Origin of the sequence: Agromyces neolithicus, from assembly GCF_039529735.1 — a bacterium.
GTDB classification, from domain to species: Bacteria; Actinomycetota; Actinomycetes; order Actinomycetales; family Microbacteriaceae; genus Agromyces; species Agromyces neolithicus.
This window is the reverse complement of the sequence record NZ_BAAANJ010000016.1, coordinates 17,643-41,067: the sequence shown is the minus strand read 5'-3', so window position 1 is coordinate 41,067 and position 23,425 is coordinate 17,643. Positions and strand designations below refer to the sequence as shown.

The following is a 23,425-nucleotide window of genomic DNA, read 5'->3' as shown; positions in this document are numbered from 1 at the left end:
CGGCGCCGCCAAAGGCGGGGGCGCTCTCGTTGGCGCGTGAGTCGCGCACCGTCCCGAAGGAACCGTTCGTGTCAAAGCCGGTCGTGCTGATCGCCGAAGAACTCTCGCCCGCCACCGTCGACGCCCTGGGGCCCGACTTCGAGATCCGCAACGTCGACGGCACCGACCGCCCGGCGCTGCTCGCCGCGCTGTCCGACGCGAACGCCATTCTCGTGCGCTCGGCGACGAAGGTCGACGCCGAGGCGATCGCGGCGGCACCGAAGCTGCAGGTCATCGCGCGTGCGGGCGTCGGGCTCGACAACGTCGACATCAAGGCCGCGACGACCGCGGGCGTCATGGTCGTGAACGCGCCGACCTCGAACATCATCTCGGCGGCCGAGCTCACCGTCGGGCACATCCTGAGCCTCGCCCGCCACATCCCCGCGGCGCATGCGGCGCTTGCGCAGGGCGAGTGGAAGCGGTCGCACTACACGGGCACCGAGCTCTACGAGAAGACCATCGGCATCATCGGCCTCGGCCGCATCGGCGCGCTCATCGCCGCGCGCCTGCAGGCGTTCGGCACCGAGATCATCGCCTACGACCCCTACATCACGGCGGCGCGGGCGCAGCAGCTCGGCGTGCAGACCGTGAGCCTCGACGAGCTGCTCGAGCGCAGTGACTTCATCACGATCCACATGCCGAAGACCCCCGAGACCACGGGCATGATCTCGACCGAGCAGCTCGCGAAGATGAAGCCCACGGCGTTCATCGTCAACGTCGCTCGCGGCGGCCTCATCGATGAAGACGCCCTGCACGACGCGCTCGTCGCGAAGACCATCGGCGGCGCCGGCCTCGACGTCTTCGTCTCGGAGCCGCCGCGCGAGTCGCCGCTGCTCGGGCTGCCGAACGTCATCGTCACTCCGCACCTCGGTGCCTCGACCGACGAGGCGCAAGAGAAGGCCGGTGTATCGGTCGCGAAGTCGGTGCGCCTCGCCCTGGCGGGCGAGCTCGTCCCCGATGCCGTCAACGTCGCGGGCGGCGTCATCGACCCCTACGTGCGACCGGGCATACCGCTCGTCGAGAAGCTCGGGCAGCTGTTCGCGGGGCTCGCGCACGGCCGCCTCACGAGCATCGACATCGAGGTGCGCGGCGAGCTGGTCGACTACGACGTGAGCGTGCTCAAGCTGGCCGCCCTCAAGGGCCTGTTCACGAACATCGTGAGCGAGACGGTGTCGTACGTGAACGCACCCCTGCTCGCCGAACAGCGCGGAATCGAGGTGCGCCTGATCACCTCGCCCGATTCACCCGAGTACCGCAACGTCATCACCCTGACCGGCGCGCTCGCCGAGGGCACGCAGGTCTCGGTCGCCGGCACGCTCACCGGGCCGAAGCAGATCGAGAAGCTCGTCGGGGTCAACGGCTTCGAGATCGAGGTGCCGATCGCGACGACGCACATCATCATGGAGTACACCGACCGCCCTGGCATCGTCGCCGTCTACGGCCAGGAGTTCGGCGACGCCGGCATCAACATCGCCGGCATGCAGATCGCGCGCCGCGCGGCCGGCGGCTCGGCGCTGAGCGTGCTCACGGTCGACTCGCCCGTGCCGACCGACGTACTCGACCGCGTGCGCGAGGCGATCGACGCCGACCTGTTCGTCGAGGTCGACATCACCGAATAACCTCCGCCGGTCGAGTAGGCGCGCCAGCGCCGTATCGAGACCCGTGCCGAGGAGGTCTCGATACGCGCTTCGCGCTACTCGACCGGCGGGGCGCTTCGCGCTACTCGACCGGCGGGGCGCTTCGCGTTACTCGACCGGCGATTCGCCGGCGATGCGCTCGAGCAGCGCGACGAGGGCATCCATCTCGGGACGGCCGATGTCGTCGCTCGCCTCGTCGGCCCCGAGGTCGACCTCGGCGCGTAGTGCCGAGTGGTAGTAGAGCCCGTCGCCGATGAGCGTGATCGCCAGGGCCAGCGACGGGTCGTCGACATGGCGTCCGATCTCGACGAGCCAACGCGACCGCACGGCACCGATCGCCTCGGCCGCCTGGCGGTCGCCGCCCTGGGCGAGCCGAACCGTCGCGACGAAGCTGTGATCGAGCGCCGACTCCAGGTCGACCGATGACCGCACGAAGTACGAGATGGGCCCGTCTTGAGCCGAGTGGATGAGGTCGACGTCTGCGTCGACCAGCCGATGCAGCCGCTCGATGAGCCCGGCGATGAGCGCGTGCCGTGAACCGAAATGGTAGAGCAGGCCGCCCTTCGAGACACCGGCGGCTTTGGCCGTGGCGTCGAGGGTAGCGGCCCGCTCGCCCTCGGCGATGATGATGCGCTCGAATGCGTCGAGCACCGCCTCGCGGGCGGCTGGGGGGCGGCTCATGACCCCATTGTGGTCGACGTCGCGGTACTCATCCTGTTACTATACCAACCGGACGGTACAGTAATCGATCCACGATGAACGAGCAGAACATGACAGACCTCACCCAGACGACTCGCCCCGCCACCGAGCCGGCACCGCACGCCGCAGCGCGAACCCGAGCACCCCGCCGAGCCTGGCTCGCCCTCGCGGTGCTCATGCTGCCGACCCTGCTCGTCTCGGTCGACAACACGGTGCTGAGCTTCGCGCTGCCCGCGATCTCGCGCGACCTGGCGCCGACGGCCGCGCAGCAGCTCTGGATCATCGATGCCTACCCGCTCGTGCTCGCCGGATTGCTCGTCGCGATGGGCAGCGCGGGGGACCGCTACGGCCGCCGTCGCATGCTGCTGATCGGATCGATCGGCTTCACCGTGGTCTCGGTCGCCGCGGCGTTCGCGCCGACCGCCGAGGCGCTCATCGCGGCCCGGGCGGCGCTCGGCTTCTTCGGCGCGATGCTGATGCCGTCGACCCTCTCGCTGCTGCGCACCGTCTTCACCGACCGTGAGCAGCGTCGACTCGCGATCGCCATCTGGGCATCGGGTTTCGCCGCGGGATCGGCGCTCGGCCCGATCGTCGGTGGCGTCCTCCTCGAGCACTTCCACTGGGGTTCGGTGTTCCTGCTCGCCGTGCCCGTGCTGGTGCCGATGCTCATCCTCGTGCCGCTGCTCATCCCCGAGAGCCGCGATCCGGCACCAGGGCGCATCGACCTCGTGAGCACGCTGCTCTCGCTCGCGGCGATGGGCCCGGTCGTCTACGGCATCAAGTCGCTCGCGACCGAGGGCTTCGGCGGTGGCGGCGTCGTCATGATCGCGCTCGGCGTGGCGGCTGGCGCATGGTTCGTGCGCCGTCAGCTGCGCAGCAGCTCGCCGATGCTCGACGTGCGGCTGTTCCGCCAGGGCTCGTTCGGCGGTGCGGTGCTCATCAACCTGTTCAGCGTCATCGCGCTCGTCGGATTCCTCTTCTTCGTGTCGCAGCACCTGCAGCTGATCGCCGGACTCACGCCCGTCGCCGCGGGCATCGCGCTGCTGCCCGGGCTCGTGGCGATGATCATCGCGGGGCTCGTCGTCGTGCCGATCGCCCGGCGGGTGCGACCCCGCGTGCTCGTTCCCGTCGCTCTGGCATTGTCGGCCGCGGGGTATGTCGTCATCGCCGTCAATGCGACGGCCGATTCGATCGCCCCAGTCGTCGTCGCGTTCGTGCTGCTCGGGGTCGGCATCGGCGCGGCAGAGACCGTCTCGAACGAGCTCATCCTCTCGAGCGCCCCACCGGCGAAGGCGGGCGCCGCGTCAGCAGTCTCCGAGACGGCGTACGAGCTCGGCGCGGTGCTCGGCACCGCCGCCCTCGGGTCGATCCTCGCAGCGCACTATCGGGCGGCGATCGAACTGCCGGCCGCATTGACCGCAGCCCAGGCCGACACGGCGCGCGAGACCCTCGCCGGGGCGGTCACCGTCGCCGAGCAGCTTCCCGCTTCGATCGCTGACCAGCTCGCGACATCCGCAGCGCTCGCCTTCGACGAAGGCGTCGTCGTGACCTCGCTCATCGGGGTCGCGCTCATGCTCGCAGCCGCGATCATCGGCGCGGTCACGCTGCGCAACCCCGCCTCCGCGCGCGCCGACTGACCGCGCACGTGGCGCAGTTCGAAGTAGCGGATTCGTTGTCCTGAGGGCCGAGTGTGTCGATGTGCCGGAGCTCGTGGACAGTACGCTGGAGGGGTTGACTTTCGAAGGAGCATTCATGGGTGAAGCTGTTCGGCTCGCGGTGATTCCCGGCGACGGCATCGGTCCAGAGGTCGTCGACGAGGCACTCCGGGTGCTCGCCGCGGTCTCAGACGGCACCGATCTGGAATTCGAGCAGACTCGCTTCTCACTCGGCGCCCAGCGGTACCTCGACACCGGTGACGTGCTCACCGACGACGACCTCGTCGCCATCAAGGGCCACGACGCGATCCTGCTCGGCGCCGTCGGCGGCGTGCCCGGCGACCCCCGCCTCGCGGGCGCCAACATCGAGCGCGGGCTGCTGCTCAAGCTTCGCTTCGAGCTCGACCACTACGTCAACTTACGGCCGTCGGTGCTGTACCCGGGTGTCGCGAGCCCGCTCGCGAACCCTGGCCACGTCGACTTCGTCGTCGTCCGCGAGGGAACAGAGGGGCCCTATGTCGGCAACGGGGGCACGATCCGCGCGGGCACACCGCATGAGGTCGCCAACGAGGTCTCGGTCAACACCGGCTACGGGGTCGAGCGTGTCGTGCGATATGCCTTCGCTGCGGCATCCGCTCGGCCGCGCAAGCGGCTCACCCTCGTGCACAAGACCAACGTGCTCGTTTTCGCCGGCTCGCTCTGGAAGCGCACCGTCGACGCCGTGGGTGCCGAATATCCCGATGTGACGGTCGATTACCTGCACGTCGACGCCGCGACGATCTTCCTCGTGACCGATCCTGCTAGATTCGATGTCATCGTCACAGACAACCTCTTCGGCGACATCCTCACCGATCTGGCCGGCGCGATCAGCGGCGGCATCGGCCTCGCAGCCTCGGGCAACATCAACCCCGACGGCCGATTCCCCAGCATGTTCGAGCCGGTACACGGCTCGGCTCCCGACATCGCCGGCAAGGGCATCGCCGACCCCACCGCTGCGATCCTCTCGATCGCACTCCTGCTCGACCACCTCGGCCGGGCAGGCGACGCGGCGAAGGTCCGCGACGCGGTCGCCGCCGATGTCGCCGAACGTGGCGACGCGAAACGATCGACCTCCGAGGTGGGCGACGCGATCGTCGCCCGAATCGGCGCACTCGACTGACCAGCGCACGAAAGAAGACCATCATGACGATCAACCTCCCGCTCCAGGCTCCGTCGGCCGCAGGCCTCATCTGGCAGGTCACCCGCAACGAGCAGGCGAAGACGCCTGCCGAGCGCGACGCGATCCTCGCCGACCCGGGCTTCGGCAACCACTTCACCGACCACATGGTCGACGTCTGCTGGAGCGAGAAGGGCGGATGGCACCGTCCGCGCGTGTCGCCGTATGGCCCGATCGCGCTCGAGCCGTCGGCCGCGGTGCTGCACTATGCCCAAGAGATCTTCGAGGGCATGAAGGCCTACCGTCACGCCGACGGATCGATCTGGACGTTCCGGCCATACGAGAACGCGGCCCGCATGCAGCGCTCGGCGGCGCGGCTCGCGCTGCCCGAGCTGCCGAGCGAGATCTTCATCGAGTCGCTGCAGCAGCTCATCGCGGTCGACGCCGACTGGGTCCCCAGCGCGCCCGAGACGAGCCTGTACCTGCGCCCGTTCATGTTCGCGAAAGAGGCGTTCCTCGGCGTGCGGCCCGCGAAGAAGGTCGCCTACTACGTGATCGCGAGCCCGGCCGGCGCGTACTTCCACGGCGGCGTGCAGCCGGTGTCGATCTGGTTGTCGACCAAGTACGCGCGGGCCGGCAAGGGCGGCACGGGCGCGGCGAAGACCGGCGGCAACTACGCGTCTTCGCTGTTGCCGCAGGCCGAGGCGGCCGAGCACGGCTGCCAGCAGGTGCTGTTCCTCGACGAGGGCACGTATCTCGAAGAGCTCGGCGGCATGAACCTCGTGCTGGTGTACAAAGACGGCACGCTCGTGACCCCCGAGTCGGACTCGATCCTCGAGGGCATCACCCGCGACTCGGTGCTGCAGCTCGCGAAAGACCGTGGACACGCGGTCGAGAGCCGCAAGGTCACGCTCGACGAGTGGCGCGAGAGCGCGGCATCCGGCGACATCGTCGGCGCGTTCGCGTGCGGAACGGCCGCCGTGATCACGCCGATCGGGCGCCTGCTCGCCGAAGACTTCGAGATCGTGCACGCCGGCGAGGCTGCGTCCGAGCTCGCGCTCTCGCTGCGCGAGGAGCTCACGGGCATCCAGTACGGTCGCGTCGAAGACCGCCACGGGTGGCTGACGCGCCTCGACGCGTGATGCAGGCCGCGGTGATCGGCTGATCGCCGACGCATTGCGCCGCCATGTCGCGCAAACTGCTTGCATTCCACGCCCGACGAGCAGTTCGCGCGACATCGCGAAGCGACGTGCGTGCGCGCCCACCCCTAGGCTTGAGCCCATGAAGATCGCGCGGTTCAGCCACGGTGAGACCATCTCGTTCGGCATCGTCGACGAAGAAGAAGACGAGCTCGTCGTACTGAAGGCCGACCCGATGTTCGCGGGCTTCGAACCCACGGGCGAGCGGGTGGCGCTCGGCGACGTGAAGCTGCTCGCGCCTGTGATCCCACGGTCGAAGGTCGTCGCGGTGGGCAAGAACTATCACGAGCACGCCGCCGAGATGGGCGGCGAGGCGCCCGACGAGCCGCTGCTGTTCCTGAAGCCGAACACCTCGGTGATCGGTCCCGACGACGCCATCGTGCTGCCGAAGCAGAGCGAGCGGGTCGAGCATGAGGGCGAGCTCGCCGTCGTCATCGGGCGCATCGCGAAGAACGTGAGCGAGGCCGACGCCGACCAGGTGATCTTCGGCTACACGATCGCCAACGACATCACCGCCCGCGACCTGCAGCGCAGCGACGGGCAGTGGACCCGGGCGAAGGGCTTCGACTCGTTCTGCCCGCTCGGCCCGGTGATCGACACCGAGGTCGACTTCGTCGACGGCACGATCGAGACGAGCGTCAACGGCGTGCGCAAGCAAGACGGCAGGCTCGCCGACCTGGTGCACTCGGTGCCGGCGATCGTCGCCTACGCCTCGAGCGTGTTCACCCTGCTTCCGGGCGACGTGATCCTCACGGGAACCCCGGCCGGCGTCGGCCCCATCGTCGATGGCGACACGGTCGAGGTCACGGTCTCGGGGCTCGGCACGCTGTCGAACCCCGTGCGCTCCGCCTGAGCCGCACCGGGCGGGCTCGCCCTGCGCCACTTCGACGTGCGCTGCGCCAGTTGAACGGGCGCAGAAGCGGCCGAATCGGCGCGGAGGGGCTCGCCGAGAGCGGGGGCCTACGAGACGAGCGCACGCCCGAGAGCGCCGACCGCGAGTTCGACGTCGTGACCGTCGTTCCACAGGTGGAACGCGACGCGCGCGCGGCCCGCGCGTCCCGATGCGACGACGCCCGAGGCGGTGAGCGCGGCGAGGTCGCTGCCGTCGGCGTCGGGCCAGGTCACGATCGCACTGTCGGATGCCTCGAGCCCGAGCCGCGCGCGGAACGCGTTCGCGAGCCCGACATCGTGCCGCTGCACCACTGCCATGTCGAGCGATGCCGCGAACCCGAGCGCTGCCTCGGCTCCGGCCCAGGCGTGCCATGCGGGGGAGACCTCGAAGCGGCGCGCGCCTTCGGCGAGGTGCAGCTCTGGGCCGTAGCACGACGCCCACGGGTCGTCGCCCGAGTACCATCCTGCGGTGTGCGGTACGAACTCCGCGACGGCACGGTCGCTGACGGCGGCGAACGCTGCGCCACGTGGTGCGCCGAGCCACTTGTAGGCGTGGCAGACCGTGAGGTCGGCGTCGAGGTCGGTCGTCGGCATCCACCCGGTCGCCTGCGTGGTGTCGAGCATGATGAGCGCGCCGGCCTCGCGGGCGGCCGCGGTGACGGATGACGCGTCGGCGAGCTCGCCCGTGGCGGATTGCACGAGCGAAAACGAGACGAGCCAGGTCGACGGGGTAATCGCATCGGCGAGGGCGTCGAGCGGCACGTGCCGCACGCGCAGGTCGCGGCGGGCGAGGAACGGCGCGACGACCGACGAGAAGTCGCCGTCGACGCAGAGCACCTCGGCGCCGGCCGGGGCTGACGCAGCCGCGAGGCCGGCGAAGACCGACACCTGCGAACCGGTCGCGATGCGATCGGCACCCGTGCCGAGCAGCGCAGCTGCATGACCACGGGCGCGTTCGAGTGCCGCCGAGTAGTCGGCGGCTGTCGCGTCGCCGACCGACCATCGCTCGAGGTCGCGGCGCACGGCGTCGCGAGTGACGTCGGCGGGCAGACCGAGGGTGCATGCCGCGAGATAGCCGCGACCGGCGGCGAAACGATCACGTGAAGGGTGCATGGCGTCCAGTCTTCGCGTGCGGGATTCATTCGACAACCACCAGTGTTCGATCACACGCATGCTGCTGAGTTATGATTCAGGCCATGACGGATGCCTCGTCCGAAGCGCTCGCCGCGACGCTCGACCTGCAGACGGTGCGCGTCGTGCGGCAGATCGCCGAGCACGGCTCGCTCACCGGTGCCGCCGAGGCGCTCGGCTACAGCCAGCCGGCAGTGAGCCAGCAGCTGCGGCGCTTCGAGGAGCGCACGGGCATCGCGCTCGTCGAACGCGTGGGCCGGGGCATCCGTCTCACTGAATCAGGACGCGTGCTCGCGCGACACGCGAACGCCGTCGCGACCGCACTCGAAGCGGCGGCCGGCGAACTCGACGAGATCCGGGGCCTGCGCACCGGGCGGGTGCGGCTCGTCGCGTTCCCGTCGGCGTCGGCGACGCTCGTGCCGCGCCTGATCGCGACGCTCGCGGCCTCGCATCCCGGCCTCGATCTCACCTATGTCGAGGCCGAGCCGCCCGAGGCGGTCGCGGCCGTGCGGTCCGACCGTGCCGACCTCGCGATCACGTTCAGCTACCCGGGCGACCGCGACGATCCCCATCGCGCGAGCGCCCGCGGCCTCGAGGTGCGCCCCTTCGGCGATGAGCCGATGCGGCTGGTGCTATCGGCGGGCCACCCGGCCGCCGGCGACGAGGTCGTCGACCTCGAGCGACTGCGTGGCGAACCCTGGATCGCCGGCTGTCCGCGCTGCCGCGGCCACCTGCTCGAGCTGGCCGGCGCTGCGGGTTTCGCTCCGCGCATCGCGTTCGAGACCGACAACTTCGTCGCCGTCGAGGGCATGGTCGCTCAGGGACTCGGGGTCGCGCTGCTGCCGGCCCTCGCCCTCGCAGCCTCGCCGCGCCATCCCGAAGTCGTCGTGAGGCCCACGGCGCGTGCCGACGTGCGGTCGCTGCATCTCGTCACCGCGAAGGGCGCCGAACGGGTGCCGGCCGTGGGCGTCGCGATCGCCGCGCTCGAGAGCCTCGCCGGTCGATAGCATTGAGGGGTATGTCTGAGACAGCCCACCCCTTCACCCAGGCCACCGGTAGCGACATCCGTGTGCGTTTCTGCCCCTCACCCACCGGCACGCCGCACGTCGGCCTGGTGCGCACCGCCCTCTTCAACTGGGCCTACGCACGTCACACCGGTGGCACATTCGTGTTCCGCATCGAAGACACCGATGCCGCGCGCGACAGCGAAGAGAGCTACGAGCAGATCCTCGACGCGCTCACCTGGCTCGGCCTCAACTGGGACGAGGGCATCGGCGTTGGCGGTCCCCACGGCCCCTACCGGCAGTCGCAGCGCGGCGAGATCTACGCCGACATCATCGAGCGGCTGAAGGCGGCCGGCCACCTCTACGAGAGCTACTCGACCGCCGAAGAGATCGACGCCCGCAATGAGGCTGCCGGCCGGCCCAAACAGCACGGCTACGACAACTTCGACCGCGACCTCACCGACGAGCAGCGGGCGGCGTTCCGCGCCGAAGGGCGCGAGCCTGCGCTTCGCATGCGCGTACCCGACGTCGAGCTCGCGTTCGACGACCTCGTGCGCGGCCGCATCGACTTCCCGGCCGGATCGACGACCGACTTCGTGGCCGTGCGCCCCAACGGCGTGCCGCTGTACACGTTCGTGAACCCCGTCGACGACGCGCTCATGGGCATCACGCACGTGCTGCGCGGCGAAGACCTGCTCTCGTCGACGCCGCGCCAGATCGCGCTGTACCACGCGCTCATCGACATCGGCGTGACCTCGTTCATCCCCCGCTTCGGGCACCTGCCCTACGTCATGGGCGAGGGCAACAAGAAGCTCTCGAAGCGCGACCCCGAGTCGAACCTGTTCCACCACCGCGACCGCGGCTTCATCCCCGAGGGCCTGCTCAACTACCTCGCCCTGCTCGGCTGGGGTTACTCGGCCGACCGCGACGTGTTCAGCCGCGACGAGCTCGTCGCCGCCTTCGACGTCGTGAACGTCAACCCGAACCCGGCCCGCTTCGACCTGAAGAAGGCCGAGGCGATCAACGGCGACCACCTACGTCAGCTCGAGGTCGGCGACTTCGCCGCGCGCACCGTGCCCTACCTGCAGTCGGCCGGCTCGGTGTCGTCGCCGATCACGCCCGGCGAAGAGGCGATCCTCGCTGAGGCCGCACCCCTCGTGCAGGAGCGCATCGGCCTGCTCGGCGAGGCTCCTGGCATGCTCGGTTTTCTGTTCACGGATGCCGCATCGCTCGAGTTCGAAGAGGCCGCGGTCGGTGCGCTCCCGGCAGACGCCGGTGCCGTGCTCGCCGCGGCCCGCGATGCGCTCGACCGGCTGCCCGCCGAGTCGTGGACCCACACTGAGATCGAAGAGGCCCTGCGCGGCGCCCTCATCGACGGCCTCGGGCTCAAGCCGCGTGTGGCCTTCGGCCCGGTGCGCACTGCGGTCTCGGGCAGGCGCGTGTCGCCGCCGCTGTTCGAGTCGATGCAGATCCTCGGCAAGGTCGATTCGCTGGCGCGCATCGACCGGCTCGCGGCCCTCATCGGTTGAGCGAACGATTCGGATGCCCCGGGGTCCGGCCCCGAGGCATCCGAATGCGTCAGCTGGGCCGAGCCGTGCTCAGTTTTGACGGGGCTGCTCTGTAGGCTAGAGTTACATGTCGGCCCGGGGCTTCGGTTTCAGGCCATTGGGGTATGGTGTAATTGGCAACACGGCGGTTTCTGGTACCGTTGTTCTTGGTTCGAGTCCAGGTACCCCAGCACTGACCGGCGCAGGATTCCGCGGCAATATCACCCATTGCCCATCCTGTGCCTTCACTGTTTTCCGGGCGCATCTACCAGAAACGACACCAGAAACTCGCTCAGCGGCGCTCTGGTCCTTCCGCTGCACGGTGCAATACGGGCCGGTCACGAGCGAGTCGGGCTGACCACGACATCGGCCGTGCACCTGCCGTGTATGGACGAGACAATCCAGACTGCGGTGCCGTTCCTCACGCAGCATGAGCTCGCCGAGCTGCTCAGGGTTCCGGAGCGGACCCTGGAGGACTGGCGCCTCACGCGCTCGGGCCCGCCGTACCTGAAGCTCGGCCGGCATGTGCGCTACGACGTCGACGACGTGCTCGTCTGGGCCAGGGAGCACCGGCATGGCTAGGCCGCAGATCCCAGCCGGCGAGCTGGGCACGATCGACGTCAAGCCCCTCCCGAGTGGCCGCTATCGAGCCCGCGCCAACGCCCGCGATGACAGCGGCGCCCTGCATCGCCTCGCCGCGACTGCCGCGACTGAGGAGGGTGCGCGGTCGGAGCTTCACCGGCAGGCGATGAAGATCGGCACCGGCGGCGGCGGAGCGCTCTCACCTTCGAGCACGATCGCAATAGCCGTCGACCTCTGGCTGGAGCAGATCCGCACGCGTGCGAAGGCGGGCAGCCTTGCGTTCTCGACCTACGAGTCGTACGAGACGACCGCGCGAGTGATTATCATCCCGCGGTGCGGGGGAGTCCGACTCGATCAATTGACCGTCGGACGCTGCGATCGGATCATCCAACGGATCCTCGACGAGGAGACCATCTCGAAGGCCCGACGTGCTCGGGCTGTGCTCAGCCTCGTGTGTGGTTACGCCGTGCGCGACGACGCGATTCCACGGAATCCGGTGCGCGACGTGCAACGGCTGCCCACCTCACCCAAGAAGGAGTCGGTGCTCACTCCCACGCAGATCAACGGCATCCGCGAGCTCATGCAGCGGTGGCGGGCCGACGCGGGATTTGGTCCGAGGCCCGACTACCGCGCCCTGATCGACGGCATGGACATCATGTTGGGCACGTCGATCCGCGTCGGGGAGTGCCTCGGCCTTCGGCGTTGCGACGTCGACATCACGACTCTGCCACCGGCGCTGAGTGTGAACGGCACGATTGTCAGCAACAAGACCGAGGGCACTCACCGAAAGAACTCGCCGAAACGCTCCCGGCAGCGGCGGACCATCGCGCTCCCGTCGATGGCCGCGGCGGCAGTGCGTGACCGACTCGCGATCGCAAATACTGACCCCGATGCCTTCCTGTTTCCGACGAAGACTGGCCACTCTCTGAGCGTCAGCAACTACGAGCGGCTCCTGCGCACCTTCGTGGCAGACGAGCGCGATGCGCTCACGGCGCTCGGAGTGGATGTGGAGGAGTACTCGACGCACATCTATCGGCGGACAGCCGCGACGCTGATCGAACGAGCTGCAGGCATCACGCTCGCGTCGAGGCTCTTGGGGCATGCGAACGAACAGATCACGCGTACCAGCTACGTCGTCACGGCCGAGCAGGTCGATCCCATTACCGCGGAGATCCTCGACGAGGTGCTGGGGTCGTGAACATGTGGGTGAGCTACACGCGGAATCGCATCCTGTCGATTGGAGGGCGGCGCTGATGGCCGGGCGACCCCCGCTTCCGCTCGGAACCGTCGGCAACATTGCGATCAGGAAGCTCGATAACGGAGGGTTCCGAGCGTCGGCGCGCTTCCGCAGCAGGGACGGGCAGCTGCATCGGGTCACGGCCACAGGCCGGACAGCAGCCTCAGCCCGCAGCGAACTCAAGGAGCGGATGACCCCGCTTCTCCGGGCTCCTCAAGCGTTGGGAGAGCTCGGCTCCACGTCGCGTTTCGGTGATCTGGCCGATGCCTGGCTGGACGAGCTCATGGCGGACGCGAACACATCGGAGGCCACCAGGGCGGACTACGAGCGGATGCTGCGCACGCTCGTTCTGCCGACCTTCAGGACACTGGTCGTCCGGGAGGTGACGGTGCGCCGCATCGAGCGGTTCCTCGCACTGCGGCAGACCGCGTCCTCCGGTCAGGCTAGGGCAGCCCACACCATCCTCACCATGGTCATGGGTTTCGCCGTCAGGAGGGGAGTGGCGGCCGCGAGCCCGGTGCCTGAGGCGCTGCCATTGCCGGCATGGAGCCCACCGCGGGCTGCGGAAATCGACGCGATTCGCGCAGCCGCCCGCGATTGGCGAACCGCGCAGGGCGTGCGGGGACCGCGGCCCGACGGTCAAGTGCGCGACCTGATCGACGTGTTGCTGGGTACGTCGATGACTATTGGTGAGGTGCTCGCATTGCGCGTCTGCGATGTGGACGCAAACGTCGAGTCACTCACCATCAGAGTGGCTGGACGGATCCTCGTTCGCACGGGGGTCGGTGTCGTTCGTAAGCCTTACACTGGGGTCGATCCGCGGGCCAAGCGAGAGCAGCTTTCGGGTTTCGCGGCACAGGCGGTTGCGCGGCGCACGGAAGGCGGGGGAGACGATGTCGAGCGGCTGTTGTTCGTGACTAGGAACGGCACACCGCTCGTGCCACACAATGTGCGCCGGGCCATCAGAGAGATCTTGCAATTGGCGGGCGCGGATCGGCTCGACCTTGGCCGCGTTCCTGAGCCTCGCATCCAAGACGAAACCCCGGCGATTTGGCAGAGCCAGTGATCGTTCCGGGGTCTTCATCAAACAGCCTACGACAGGGTGCCTGAGTGTCAACCGAATCGAGTGAATTCGATCCTCGAAAGTACGACGAACTCCTTCCGCTCGTCACGGGCGAGCGCCTCGGTTCGTATCTGCGCGCCAGTGGCGGTGGCGTGGTCGATGCCTTTCACCTCTACGAGTGGAACATGCATACCTCTGCCAGCGTCATGGAGCTGACATCCATGGTCGAGGTTCTCGTGCGCAACGCGCTCGATCATGAGCTCCGAGAATGGGCGCACGCCCGCCGCGGCGGAGCATCCTGGCTCGATGCGGCGCCCCTCGACCAGCACGGTCGCGAGGACATCCGGAAGGCTCGCGCCCGGGCAACCCGGCGCGGCAAGCGGGCAGAGGTTCACGGGCGGGTCATCGCCGAGTTGCCGCTCGGATTCTGGCGCTACCTCGTGGAGTCCCGGTATCTGACAGCGTTGTGGATACCGGCGACACAGGCCGCTTTCCCCAACGGCGCGCGTGACTTGCGGACGAGGCAGAAGGAAGTCGCCTTTCAACTGCAACAGCTGAACTTCGTCCGCAACCGAGCTGCCCACCACGAGCCGATTCATCAGCGTGACCTCGCCCGGGACCTCGGGTCGGCGCTCGATCTCGCGGGATGGATATCCGACGCGGCGAGGGAATGGGTGGCGGCGAAGACGACCCTCCCGAGACTGATCGAGGAGAAGCCTCGCCGGAGCGAGTAGCCGCTGTGGCGGTGATCGGAATTGTCGACGTGGTGTCGCGGGTTCGAGTCCCGCCCTCGCTACTGGAAATCATCGGTTGACCAGGGGTTTCTTGTCCTAGATAAAGGACAGGACTCGATGAGTTCAACGTTTATTCAACGCTTTTCCGTCGGCGCCCGCGTTTTGTGGGCCTTCACGGAGCAGGTGTTCGACCCGTCCCGGGTGTTCTGGAACGGCCTGGAACACCTCAGTGCATGGACACTGAGCGATTCTCCGGGCTCGGCCTCGAGCCAATTCTCACGACGAGCGAGCTCGCCGACTACCTCGGCGTGCATGTGCAGGCGATCTACGACCTGCGCGCGGCAGGCAGGGGCCCTGCCGGCATCCATGTCGGGCGCGAGATTCGCTATCGAGTCTCCGAGGTGCTCAGCTGGATGGACGAGTTGCACGATCCCATTCCTGCCGGTCGCGGGCGGTGAGCGCTGATGGCCGGCCGGCCGCGGCTGCCCATTGGCACGTTCGGCGACATCAAGACGAACCAAGTCGCTCCCGGACGGTTCCGGGCGTACGCTCGGTTCCGCGACTGGGACGGCGAGACGCGACAGGTCTCAGCGACCGGTGCGAGTCGGGGTGCCGCGCAGTCCGCACTCAAGGCCCAGCTCGCGACACGGATGCGACTCGGTGACGGTGACGCGCTGACGGCCGATTCCCCGTTCACGGCGCTCGCCGACGCATGGATCGAGGATGTCCGGCGCGACGTCGATCGTTCCGACGGAACGAAGGAGACCTACGCCCGCGAACTACGGACGCTCATCCTGCCCCACTTCGGGCACTTCACCGTGCGAGAGGTCACGGTCAGCCGCGTCGATCGGTATCTCAAGGATCAGCGCGACAAGTCGTTCGCACGAGCGAAGCACTCCCGCACCCTCCTTGGCATGATCATGGCGTTCGCCGTGCGGCAGGAGATCATCCAGCGCAACCCGGTCAAGGACGCTTCGCGGATGAGGGCGCCCAAGCACACTCCGAAGGCTCTCACTCCCGAGCAGATCGCTGCGATTCGTATCGCCGCACGCGACTGGCGTACGGGGGATGACGTCAAGGGACCCAAACCCGACGGCCAGGTGCGAGACCTTATCGAAGTCATGCTCGGAACGGCCACCCGGATCGGGGAGACGCTGGCTCTACGCAAGTGCGACGTCGACATGACCGCCGATCCGCCCCGGGTGAGCATCACCGGGACCATTGTCGTCCGAACGGGCCTCGGCGCGTTCCGGCAGGAGCACCCGAAAACGCACGAATCAGTTCGCACGGTTGCCGTACCCGCGTTTGCCGCCGAGGTCATCAGGCGCCGGCTCGCCCTAATCGCGGGAGCGGGCGCCGAGCACCTGCTCTACTTCACGAAGCACGGAACTCCGCTCGCACCGCACAATGCCCGGCGCACGTTTCGCGAGATCCTCAAGGACGCGGGACTTGAAGGCATGAACATCTCGCCGCACGCGTTCCGCCGCACCGGCGCGACCCTGTTGGCCAACGAGCTCGATATGCAGGCAGCGGCTGACGTGCTCGGGCACGCTTCGACGTCGACGACGAAGAAGCACTATGCGGAGCCCGACAAGTCAGTGAGGCCGAAGTCGGCGGAGGTGTTGCAGCGGCTCGCGCCCGACACCGGGAGTGGATGAGCAAAGCACGAAGCGCAACATTGTACAGCCGGTCATCCGGTGCCGCACCGGGTGCGGCACCGGCGGTGTCAAGTGGTTCGTGCTTTGCTGACCCCTGTCGGGCCGTGCGTCGTCGCGGCATTCTTCAAAGCATGAGCACTGGGGCGATTCATGATTAGCAGGTGCGCACGTGCTCCCCTGAGCACGCAAGTGTGCTTCTGCTGTTCGGTCCCTCAGCCCGTCGGCGCTGCCGAGATTTCCATCTCGGACTGGCCTTCTCGTGATCCGATCAAGCTCTTGTCGCGGCGCGCTTGGATTGATCCCGTCATCGACGACGTACTGGTCGCCCTTATCACACGGCCGCGGCCATGACGCGATGTTCTCCCGCCGGGCCTTCCCGCCGTCGTGGCGGGCGAACTGCACATAGGGTTGACCGCGGCACCATGCCACCAACCGCCTCGAGCTCGTCGCGCACGTCGGTGGAAAGGAACCGATAGCTCTGAGGCGGTTCAACGTCGAATTGGCGGAGATCAGCCAGGGGGACCGTGTGCGTGAACCTGCGCTGTTCGGCCACCTCGATAAGAACCCCATGCTGAAGCCCCGCCAGATAGGTGTGGATCTCCTCGGAGGTCAGTGTTGTCGCTAGTCGTCGTGTGCGAGCGACCAACCACCGTGGTCGTCGTTCCACCGAGGCGATGCGGAACGAGCCGATGACTGCTCGCGTCGGCGTGGAGGCGTACACGTAGACGGTCGCTCCGGTGAGCGATCCAGGGAACCTGCGTCTCAGCTCATGGGTCTTCTCGCCGCGGAGGATGGCCTCGGCGAATCGAGGCTGAATCGACATGAGTACGTAGGTCATCGCACGCGACCTGCCTTGTTGAACTCCTCCATGAGCTCCCGGAAGAAGGCGGGCGGGATCGTTCGCGGCGCTTGGAACTCAGCCCGCACGCCGTGCGGTGCCGCCCGAGCGCGGAAAGCGTCGAGCGTGATCGGTCGGGTAAGAATCTCGGTGTCCTCCACTACCAGCACGTTGACGTTGCCCTGCTTGGCTGCCGCATTGACGTTCTTCCGACGGTACACGCCGAGCGAGCTGAACCGCTCGTGCGCTTCCTCAGCGGGAAGCAAACGACTTTCCACGCCGAGCGACAGGGCGAAGAACTCCTGCACGTCGTGGTCCTTGTGCGTGGACGCGTACCAAAGGATCCGGGCCGGAAGCTCACGGAACGGGTTGCTGTGACCGCTTCGGAAGTACACGTGACGCCGCGACAGACCGAGGGCTCGCCGCTGGGGAAAAAGGTTGAATGGATAACCGAACAGGTCCATCGCGAAGTTCGGTCTGATTGGCACGACGTAGCAGGGGGAGTCATCCCACAGCTTCAACGGCCAGAACCTCCACTCGAGGTCGCGCGACAATGCCGGGCTCGGCTCAGCCGACTCGGGAGCGTGCTCGCCGAGAACGGTGGACAGGTCCGCTGCGGTGGTGATGGTGGTGGCCACATCCAACGGCGTCGCAGTGAGCTCGCCGTCTCGAAGACGAGCGAACCCGTCCTCGCGGAGTGCACCGAGGAGTCGGCGATGCAGCCACGGATCCGAGACGATGACGCTGCGGTGGCCGCCTTGGAGCACGTCGACCCGGAGCTGGCGCGCCAGTTGCAGGGCAATCGAGGTCGCGTTCGGGTCTTTCGCTACACGGAGAAGCGGTACCCGGAGGTCGGCCTTGCTGTCGAGGTCTGTGACGCTGAGAGCGAGTGGGGTGTTCCGGTCATCGAGAAGTACTCGGGCCGTGCCGTGAGCGCGCGCCGCGCGCAACGTGGCTCGAAACGCCCGGCCCTGCTCATGGTCGTCATAGTTCATGAACGCCCGTTCGAGGTCTGCCTCCCGCAGTTCGCTCGCAGGTGACCATCGAAGGTTGATCCGCTCGAACACGCCTGCTGCATACGGCTGATACGCGCCCGACTCGTCGAGGACGTCACGGATGAGCTCGTTCGGTCGAACAACCGTGAGGCTGTGCTCCTCGCGAAGCCACGAGTTGGCTGCGAGTACACCAGCGTCGTTGGTCACGAAGTAACGTGCGTTCGCACGGATCGCGTCCGCCAGGTGCCGCACATCCTTTCGCAGGCTCCGGTCGCGCGCTTCCGCCTGCGTCCCGAACCGGGTCAGTAGTTTCTGTTCGAGGCGCTGGTCCTCGGGCCAACTGGTCGGTAGCCGGGGAAGATCCTGCGACCCTTGCACCTGCAATACTCGCTCGGTGGCATCATCGTTGTCGTCGAGCTCGTGGTTGAGTTGAATCGACACGGCGAATGTCACCTCGTCGGCGAGCCAGTCAGCCATTAGCGCCTGTGATTCCACCCGGTTCGGCCGGTGCACCTTCGGTGATGCGTTCAGGTCTATGACCACGTTCGAGTCCAAGACAGCCAACGGCAGGTTGGAATCGAGGACAGCGAATGACAGCAGATCCGGAGTCCCAAGCTCGCGCCGCCAGAGGGTGAGCGGCAGCCCCTTCGCGTTGCGGCCGGCGATCTCGGCAGATGGAGACAACCCCGCCGCGGTCCAGAACGAATTCAGACCGTAGTCCCGACGGCATCGCGCGGAGATGGCCCGCGCGCCAGGATGGGCAGCGATCACATGCGAAATCAGTGCCTGCCCGAGCTTCTGCCCGCGCGCCGCGGTATCCACGCACACGTGCGTCAGCTTGATCGTCGACCTCGTCACTCGATACAGCGAGTACCCGATGAGGACGGCATCCTGCTGGGCAAGGACCAGGTTCCCGGCCTCCGCGGCGCCGGTGAACGCCGCGTCGGGCAGGAAACCCAGCGTCTGCTTGTGCTTCTTTGCCAGGGCCATCATCGCCGCCATCTGGGCACCTGATTCCGGCAGCCCCGGCACCCAATGCGCGATGACCAGAGAGGGCCCGGCCGAGATCGAGGTCACCTCGACATCATCACCGAAAGGAGTGACTCCTCCGCGGAGGCGCACCGGGCGAGCGACACGGTGCCGCGGACCTGCTGAGCGAGGCGCTCCTGAGCGCCTGGTGCAAAGCCTGCCCGCCGAGGGAGCCGCAGACCCCCATTGAGAACCTGCGGGAATCCCGCCCCGGACGACTTCAAGATGGCTCGTCCCGCCGCCCGGGCATTGCCACCACGCCTCTTGCAGATCGAGGCGGTGCACCTTCCTCGCGATGAGGTGAGGTGCCCGGGTGACGGTTTCGATGCGGGTGATGAGTGCGGGAGACGGGTACAAGTACTTCCTGCGGTCGATCGCCGCGGCGGATGGCGAGCGGTCGCTGTCGACGCCCCTGACCCGCTACTACGCGGCGAAGGGAACGCCGCCGGGGCGGTGGATTGGCAGCGGGGTCCGAGAGCTCGGTAACGGTCGCATAGCCGCAGGCGACGAGGTGACTGAGCCGCAGCTCCAGCTGCTGATCGGCATGGGACGCGATCCCGTGAACGGTGCGCCGCTTGGCCGGGCGTATCCGACCTACGGGGGTACTGACGCGACATCTATGGATGCGGCAAGCGATGGCGGGCGAGAAGAGCGGGTGCCCGCGAGCCACGGAGTAGTTGACGGCGCCGACACTTCCCGGCGCCGAGCCGTCGCAGGCTACGACTTCACCTTCTCGATCCCGAAATCGGCGAGCGTGCTGTGGGGGATCTCGGATGCGCGCACCCAGGCGATCATCGCGCGCGCTCACCACACGGCGATCGCAGTGGTGCTCGCGTTCATGGAGCGAGAGGTCGCAGCCACGCGCACGGGTGCAACAGCGGTCGACGGTGCAGTTGCGCAGGTCGATGTCGCTGGCCTCATCGCGATGGCCTTCGATCACTTCGACTCGCGTGCGGGTGATCCGCATCTGCACACCCACGTCGTGATCAGCAACAAGGTGCAGACCGTGCTCGACGGCAAGTGGCGGTCACTCGACGGGCGGCCGATGCACGCCGCGGTCGTTGCGCTGTCCGAGCTGCACGAGACGCTGTTCGCGGATCAGCTGACTCGCTACCTCGGCTGCTCTTGGGAGCCACGCACTCGGGGGAGTGATCGCAACCCGGCGTGGGCGATAGTCGGCGTGCCGGACAGCCTCGTCGCCGAGTTCTCGACGCGTGCACGGCACATTGACGTCGAGACAGACCGCCTGATTGCAGAGTTCATCGCGGCGCACGGCCGTCGCCCGAGCGCCGTCACGATTATGAAGCTGCGAGCGCAGGCAACACTGGCGACGCGGCCGGCGAAGGAGGTGCACTCGCTCGCGGAGCTCACGGCAAGCTGGCGCAATCGTGCGCAGCGCGTACTCGGTGAGGATGCAACGACGTGGTCGCGCAAGGCCGTTGCACGAGGGCGTGCAACCCCGCTGCACGCAGAAGACGTGTCGCTTGAGACGATCGCTGCACTCGCCGCGAGCGTGGTGCGTGCGGTCGGTGAGCGGCGTGCAACTTGGCGGCACTGGAATCTCGTCGCCGAGGCGGCGCGGCAGACGATGGAGTACCGCTTTGCTGCGGCATTCGACCGTGAGGCCGTCGTCGGCCGCGTGGTGGACGCAGCCGAACATGCATCGCTGCGACTCACACCGCCCGAGCTCGCCTCGAGCCCGATCACATTTCGGCGGTCCGATGGGGCATCGGTGTTCCGTCCGCGACACACGGTGGTGTACACCTCGACCGACCTCATCGACGCCGAGGCTCGACTCCTTGAGCGGGCCGGCGACAGGAGCGGCCCACAGCTCAGGACCGCGAAGCTTCGGCGCGTGGCGGTCAACACTCGCCCGAGGCATCCGCTCACTGATGACCAGATCGCCGCGTTGACGGCGATCGTGACGTCGGGCCGAGTCGTCGACGTTCTCGTCGGACCAGCCGGAGCTGGCAAGACCACCGCGATGAGCGCGCTGCGCCGCGCATGGGAGGCGGAGTATGGCGCCGACTCGGTTGTCGGGCTCGCGCCGTCGGCGGCGGCCGCGCACGTGCTCGCCGAGGATCTCGGCATCGCGACCGAGAACCTCGCCAAGTGGTGGCAGGACCACACGGTGCACGGCACCGCGTTTCGTCACGGGCAACTCGTGATCATCGACGAGGCATCGCTCGCGGGCACCCTGCAGCTCGATCGCGTCACCGCGCTCGCCGCGAGCGTGGGAGCAAAGGTGCTGCTCGTCGGCGACTACGCGCAACTCCAATCCGTCGACGCTGGCGGCGCGTTCGCTCTGCTCGTGCACAATCGGAGCGACGCGCCCGAGCTCGGCGACGTGCACCGCTTCAGCGAGGAGTGGGAGAAGCGCGCCTCGCTCGAACTCCGCGACGGCAAGCCAGACGCGATTGATCGCTACTTGGCTCACGATCGCGTGCGCGACGGCAGTACCGATGAAATGGCGGATGCCGCGTACCGCGCCTGGCGCGCGGATGCCAGAGCCGGCCGGTCGACCGTACTGATCAGCGACTCGAACGAGGCAGTCGCGACGCTGAACATGCGCGCCCGCATGGACGGGATCCTCGACGGGCGCGTGGACGCAATTCACGAGGCCGGGCTGCACGACGGCACGGCGGCCGCAGTCGGCGACACGATCATCACGCGGCGGAACGATCGCCGACTGCGCTCGGCCCGCTCCTGGGTGCGCAACGGCGACCGCTGGACCGTGATCGCGGTGCACCACAGCGGAAAGCTCGAGGTGCGACGGCACGGTCAACGACGAGGAACCGCCGTCGTGCTGCCGCACGAGTATGTGAAGCAGCACGTCGAGCTCGGCTACGCCGTGACCTCGCATCGCGCGCAGGGCCTTACGACCGATACCGCGCACGTCGTCGTCGCCCCGGGTATGACGCGCGAGAACCTCTATGTTGCGATGACCCGCGGCCGTGAGTCGAATCGCGCGTACGTCGCGGTCGACCGCCCCGATGTAGCCCATGTTGAGTCGCACCCGGGCGAGAGCGAGGAGTGACGACGATGCGCTGACCGTACTCGGGGTCGGGCAGGCCGATGGCCGCGGCATCCTCGACGTCTTCGGCGTCGCGCACGACGCGCTCGATCTCGGCGGGCGCCACGTTGGCGCCGCCGCGGATGATCATGCCCGACAGGCGCCCGAGCACGCGCACGAGGCCGTCGGGTCGCAACTCGACGAGGTCACCGGTGCGGTACCAGCCGTCGGCGGTGAGCGCGGCGCTCGTCGTCTCGGCATCGCCGAGGTAGCCGCTGAAGAACGCCGCCCCGCGGACGAACGCCTCGCCGGTGCCGGGCCCGTCGATCCACGACTCGGTCGCGTCGTCCCAGAGGCGCAGCTGGGAGCCGGGCGCGACGCGCCCCGCGAATCCCGCGGTCGGTTCCGGATCGCGGACGGGATCGTACGTGACGACCGGGAAGCACTCGGACGCGGCGTAGACGTCGTGCACCGGGATGCCGGTACGCGCGCGCCACTCGTCGAACACGAGCTCGTTGCGGGGCTCGCCACCCGAGATGCAGAGGCGGATGCGGTGGCCGTCGACGGATGTCCCGGCGCGGAGCCCTTCGACCATCTTGGCGAAGATCGTGGTCACGCCGGCCACGAACGTGACCTGGTCGTCGCGGATCGCGGGCAGTAGGACGTCGGCGCGCGCACGGCGCACCGAACGCACCCGGCCGCCGCTGAGCAGCGCCGCCATCGACGTGGTGACGAGCCCGAACGCCCAAGCCATCGGCAGGGCCACCAGCGTGGTGTCGTCTGGGCCGAGGTGCCAGACACCGGCGTAGGCCCGAGCGCCGCCGAGGACGCTGCGGTGGCTGTGCACGACCGCCTTGGGGCGCTGCGTCGAACCCGACGTGTAGCAGATGAGCGCTTCGGCGTCGGCCGCCACCTCGATTCGGTACTCGCCGCTCGGGGCCAGCGCTCGCTCGAGCGGTCGAACGCTCCAGCCCTCAGGCACCCGTGCGGCCGACTCATCGTCGGCGAACACCAGCCCGACCTCGGCGTGCGCGAGCGCGTACTCGATCTCGGCGGTCGGGGACGATGGGTAGATGGTGACGAGGGAACGGCCGGCACGCCAGATGCCGAACGCGTGCGCGAGGAAGCTCGTCGAGTTGCTCGCGATGACCGCCACGCGAGCGGCGCCCGACTCTGCTACCTCGTGGGCGACGGCGTCGGCGGCGAGGTCGAGCTCTGCGTTCGTCGTCACGCCGGTCTCGTCGACGACGGCGACCCCCTCGGGGCTCTCCGTCGCGCGTCGCCGAAGGGCGTCCGAGAAGACATCCGTCATTTTCCT

18 protein-coding genes, 1 tRNA gene and 1 pseudogene are annotated in these 23,425 nt (G+C 68.1%); 15 read left to right on the top strand and 5 right to left on the bottom strand.

All coding sequences use genetic code 11. The annotated features are described in order from the left end of the window. The first annotated feature begins 68 nt into the window (after positions 1 to 68). Positions 69 to 1,658: a phosphoglycerate dehydrogenase gene (gene serA / locus ABD164_RS15255; protein ID WP_344297152.1), complete on the top strand. Its 1,590-nt coding sequence runs from the start codon at positions 69 to 71 to the stop codon at positions 1,656 to 1,658. 126 nt (positions 1,659 to 1,784) lie between these two features. Here serA and ABD164_RS15250 read toward each other — a convergent pair whose 3' ends face one another. Beyond that, positions 1,785 to 2,357 (bottom strand): TetR/AcrR family transcriptional regulator, encoded by a 573-nt coding sequence (locus ABD164_RS15250; RefSeq protein WP_344297151.1) that lies wholly within the window; start codon positions 2,355 to 2,357, stop codon positions 1,785 to 1,787. An 89-nt stretch (positions 2,358 to 2,446) separates the two neighbouring features. Between ABD164_RS15250 and ABD164_RS15245 the strand changes: the two genes are divergently transcribed. The 4 genes from ABD164_RS15245 (at position 2,447) to ABD164_RS15230 (ending at position 7,238) form a co-directional block, all read left to right on the top strand. Continuing rightward, complete coding sequence (locus tag ABD164_RS15245; protein ID WP_344297150.1) at positions 2,447 to 4,012, top strand: MFS transporter; 1,566 nt, start codon at positions 2,447 to 2,449, stop codon at positions 4,010 to 4,012. 115 nt (positions 4,013 to 4,127) lie between these two features. Beyond that, complete coding sequence (locus ABD164_RS15240; protein WP_344297149.1) at positions 4,128 to 5,189, top strand: 3-isopropylmalate dehydrogenase; 1,062 nt, start codon at positions 4,128 to 4,130, stop codon at positions 5,187 to 5,189. 23 nt (positions 5,190 to 5,212) lie between these two features. Beyond that, complete coding sequence (locus tag ABD164_RS15235) at positions 5,213 to 6,328, top strand: branched-chain amino acid aminotransferase (RefSeq protein WP_344297148.1); 1,116 nt, start codon at positions 5,213 to 5,215, stop codon at positions 6,326 to 6,328. 139 nt (positions 6,329 to 6,467) lie between these two features. Next, positions 6,468 to 7,238 (top strand): fumarylacetoacetate hydrolase family protein, encoded by a 771-nt coding sequence (locus ABD164_RS15230; RefSeq protein WP_344297147.1) that lies wholly within the window; start codon positions 6,468 to 6,470, stop codon positions 7,236 to 7,238. Between the two features lie 107 nt (positions 7,239 to 7,345). Here ABD164_RS15230 and ABD164_RS15225 read toward each other — a convergent pair whose 3' ends face one another. Continuing rightward, on the bottom strand, positions 7,346 to 8,389 hold the full coding sequence (locus ABD164_RS15225; protein WP_344297146.1) for an aminotransferase class V-fold PLP-dependent enzyme: 1,044 nt from the start codon (positions 8,387 to 8,389) through the stop codon (positions 7,346 to 7,348). Between the two features lie 83 nt (positions 8,390 to 8,472). Between ABD164_RS15225 and ABD164_RS15220 the strand changes: the two genes are divergently transcribed. The 9 genes from ABD164_RS15220 (at position 8,473) to ABD164_RS15180 (ending at position 16,232) form a co-directional block, all read left to right on the top strand. Further along, the gene (locus tag ABD164_RS15220; RefSeq protein WP_344297145.1) at positions 8,473 to 9,414 is read left to right on the top strand and encodes a LysR family transcriptional regulator; all 942 of its coding nucleotides are present in this window, start codon (positions 8,473 to 8,475) and stop codon (positions 9,412 to 9,414) included. An 11-nt stretch (positions 9,415 to 9,425) separates the two neighbouring features. Further along, entirely contained in the window at positions 9,426 to 10,940 is a 1,515-nt protein-coding gene (gene gltX, locus ABD164_RS15215) for a glutamate--tRNA ligase (RefSeq protein WP_344297144.1), read from the top strand. 137 nt (positions 10,941 to 11,077) lie between these two features. After that, a tRNA-Gln gene (locus tag ABD164_RS15210) sits at positions 11,078 to 11,149 on the top strand. A 196-nt stretch (positions 11,150 to 11,345) separates the two neighbouring features. Further along, entirely contained in the window at positions 11,346 to 11,540 is a 195-nt protein-coding gene (locus ABD164_RS15205; protein WP_344297143.1) for a helix-turn-helix transcriptional regulator, read from the top strand. Beyond that, positions 11,533 to 12,738, top strand: a complete 1,206-nt coding sequence (locus ABD164_RS15200) for a tyrosine-type recombinase/integrase (protein WP_344297142.1) — start codon at positions 11,533 to 11,535, stop codon at positions 12,736 to 12,738. The genes ABD164_RS15205 and ABD164_RS15200 overlap by 8 nt, the downstream gene beginning before the upstream one ends. Before the next feature lie 55 nt (positions 12,739 to 12,793). Further along, the gene (locus ABD164_RS15195; RefSeq protein WP_344297141.1) at positions 12,794 to 13,843 is read left to right on the top strand and encodes a tyrosine-type recombinase/integrase; all 1,050 of its coding nucleotides are present in this window, start codon (positions 12,794 to 12,796) and stop codon (positions 13,841 to 13,843) included. A gap of 44 nt (positions 13,844 to 13,887) precedes the next feature. After that, on the top strand, positions 13,888 to 14,574 hold the full coding sequence (locus ABD164_RS15190; RefSeq protein ID WP_344297140.1) for a hypothetical protein: 687 nt from the start codon (positions 13,888 to 13,890) through the stop codon (positions 14,572 to 14,574). A 233-nt stretch (positions 14,575 to 14,807) separates the two neighbouring features. Further along, positions 14,808 to 15,032: a helix-turn-helix transcriptional regulator gene (locus ABD164_RS15185; RefSeq protein WP_344297139.1), complete on the top strand. Its 225-nt coding sequence runs from the start codon at positions 14,808 to 14,810 to the stop codon at positions 15,030 to 15,032. Positions 15,033 to 15,224: 192 nt separating this feature from the next. After that, positions 15,225 to 16,232 carry a tyrosine-type recombinase/integrase gene (locus tag ABD164_RS15180; RefSeq protein ID WP_344297138.1) on the top strand — a complete coding sequence of 336 codons (1,008 nt, stop codon included), beginning with the start codon at positions 15,225 to 15,227 and terminating at the stop codon, positions 16,230 to 16,232. Positions 16,233 to 16,563: 331 nt separating this feature from the next. Here ABD164_RS15180 and ABD164_RS15175 read toward each other — a convergent pair whose 3' ends face one another. Beyond that, entirely contained in the window at positions 16,564 to 17,070 is a 507-nt protein-coding gene (locus ABD164_RS15175; RefSeq protein WP_344297137.1) for an ASCH domain-containing protein, read from the bottom strand. After that, on the bottom strand, positions 17,067 to 19,142 hold the full coding sequence (locus ABD164_RS15170) for a GNAT family N-acetyltransferase (protein ID WP_344297136.1): 2,076 nt from the start codon (positions 19,140 to 19,142) through the stop codon (positions 17,067 to 17,069). Before ABD164_RS15170 ends, ABD164_RS15175 begins: the two co-directional genes overlap by 4 nt. Before the next feature lie 277 nt (positions 19,143 to 19,419). Here ABD164_RS15170 and mobF point away from each other — a divergent pair, with 277 nt between their 5' ends. Next, positions 19,420 to 22,131, top strand: coding sequence for a MobF family relaxase (mobF, locus tag ABD164_RS15165; protein ID WP_425545957.1), 2,712 nt, complete (start codon positions 19,420 to 19,422; stop codon positions 22,129 to 22,131). Between the two features lie 253 nt (positions 22,132 to 22,384). On the opposite strand, the pseudogene ABD164_RS15160 reads toward mobF, so the two are convergent. Next, positions 22,385 to 23,419 (bottom strand): annotated as a pseudogene (locus ABD164_RS15160) (class I adenylate-forming enzyme family protein); the annotation flags it as partial. Positions 23,420 to 23,425 lie beyond the last annotated feature (6 nt).

What these genes read in the sequence shown, in the direction of transcription:
- ABD164_RS15235 (WP_344297148.1), top strand. Translation starts at nt 5,213, where the DNA reads ATGACGATCAACCTCCCGCTCCAGGCTCCGTCGGCCGCAGGCCTCATC.
- ABD164_RS15245 (WP_344297150.1), top strand. Translation starts at nt 2,447, where the DNA reads ATGACAGACCTCACCCAGACGACTCGCCCCGCCACCGAGCCGGCACCG.
- ABD164_RS15205 (WP_344297143.1), top strand. Translation starts at nt 11,346, where the DNA reads ATGGACGAGACAATCCAGACTGCGGTGCCGTTCCTCACGCAGCATGAG.
- ABD164_RS15250 (WP_344297151.1), bottom strand. Translation starts at nt 2,357, where the DNA reads ATGAGCCGCCCCCCAGCCGCCCGCGAGGCGGTGCTCGACGCATTCGAG.
- ABD164_RS15240 (WP_344297149.1), top strand. Translation starts at nt 4,128, where the DNA reads ATGGGTGAAGCTGTTCGGCTCGCGGTGATTCCCGGCGACGGCATCGGT.
- ABD164_RS15180 (WP_344297138.1), top strand. Translation starts at nt 15,225, where the DNA reads ATGCGACTCGGTGACGGTGACGCGCTGACGGCCGATTCCCCGTTCACG.
- ABD164_RS15185 (WP_344297139.1), top strand. Translation starts at nt 14,808, where the DNA reads ATGGACACTGAGCGATTCTCCGGGCTCGGCCTCGAGCCAATTCTCACG.
- mobF (WP_425545957.1), top strand. Translation starts at nt 19,420, where the DNA reads ATGCGGGTGATGAGTGCGGGAGACGGGTACAAGTACTTCCTGCGGTCG.
- gltX (WP_344297144.1), top strand. Translation starts at nt 9,426, where the DNA reads ATGTCTGAGACAGCCCACCCCTTCACCCAGGCCACCGGTAGCGACATC.
- ABD164_RS15200 (WP_344297142.1), top strand. Translation starts at nt 11,533, where the DNA reads ATGGCTAGGCCGCAGATCCCAGCCGGCGAGCTGGGCACGATCGACGTC.
- ABD164_RS15195 (WP_344297141.1), top strand. Translation starts at nt 12,794, where the DNA reads ATGGCCGGGCGACCCCCGCTTCCGCTCGGAACCGTCGGCAACATTGCG.
- ABD164_RS15175 (WP_344297137.1), bottom strand. Translation starts at nt 17,070, where the DNA reads ATGACCTACGTACTCATGTCGATTCAGCCTCGATTCGCCGAGGCCATC.
- ABD164_RS15230 (WP_344297147.1), top strand. Translation starts at nt 6,468, where the DNA reads ATGAAGATCGCGCGGTTCAGCCACGGTGAGACCATCTCGTTCGGCATC.
- ABD164_RS15225 (WP_344297146.1), bottom strand. Translation starts at nt 8,389, where the DNA reads ATGCACCCTTCACGTGATCGTTTCGCCGCCGGTCGCGGCTATCTCGCG.
- ABD164_RS15220 (WP_344297145.1), top strand. Translation starts at nt 8,473, where the DNA reads ATGACGGATGCCTCGTCCGAAGCGCTCGCCGCGACGCTCGACCTGCAG.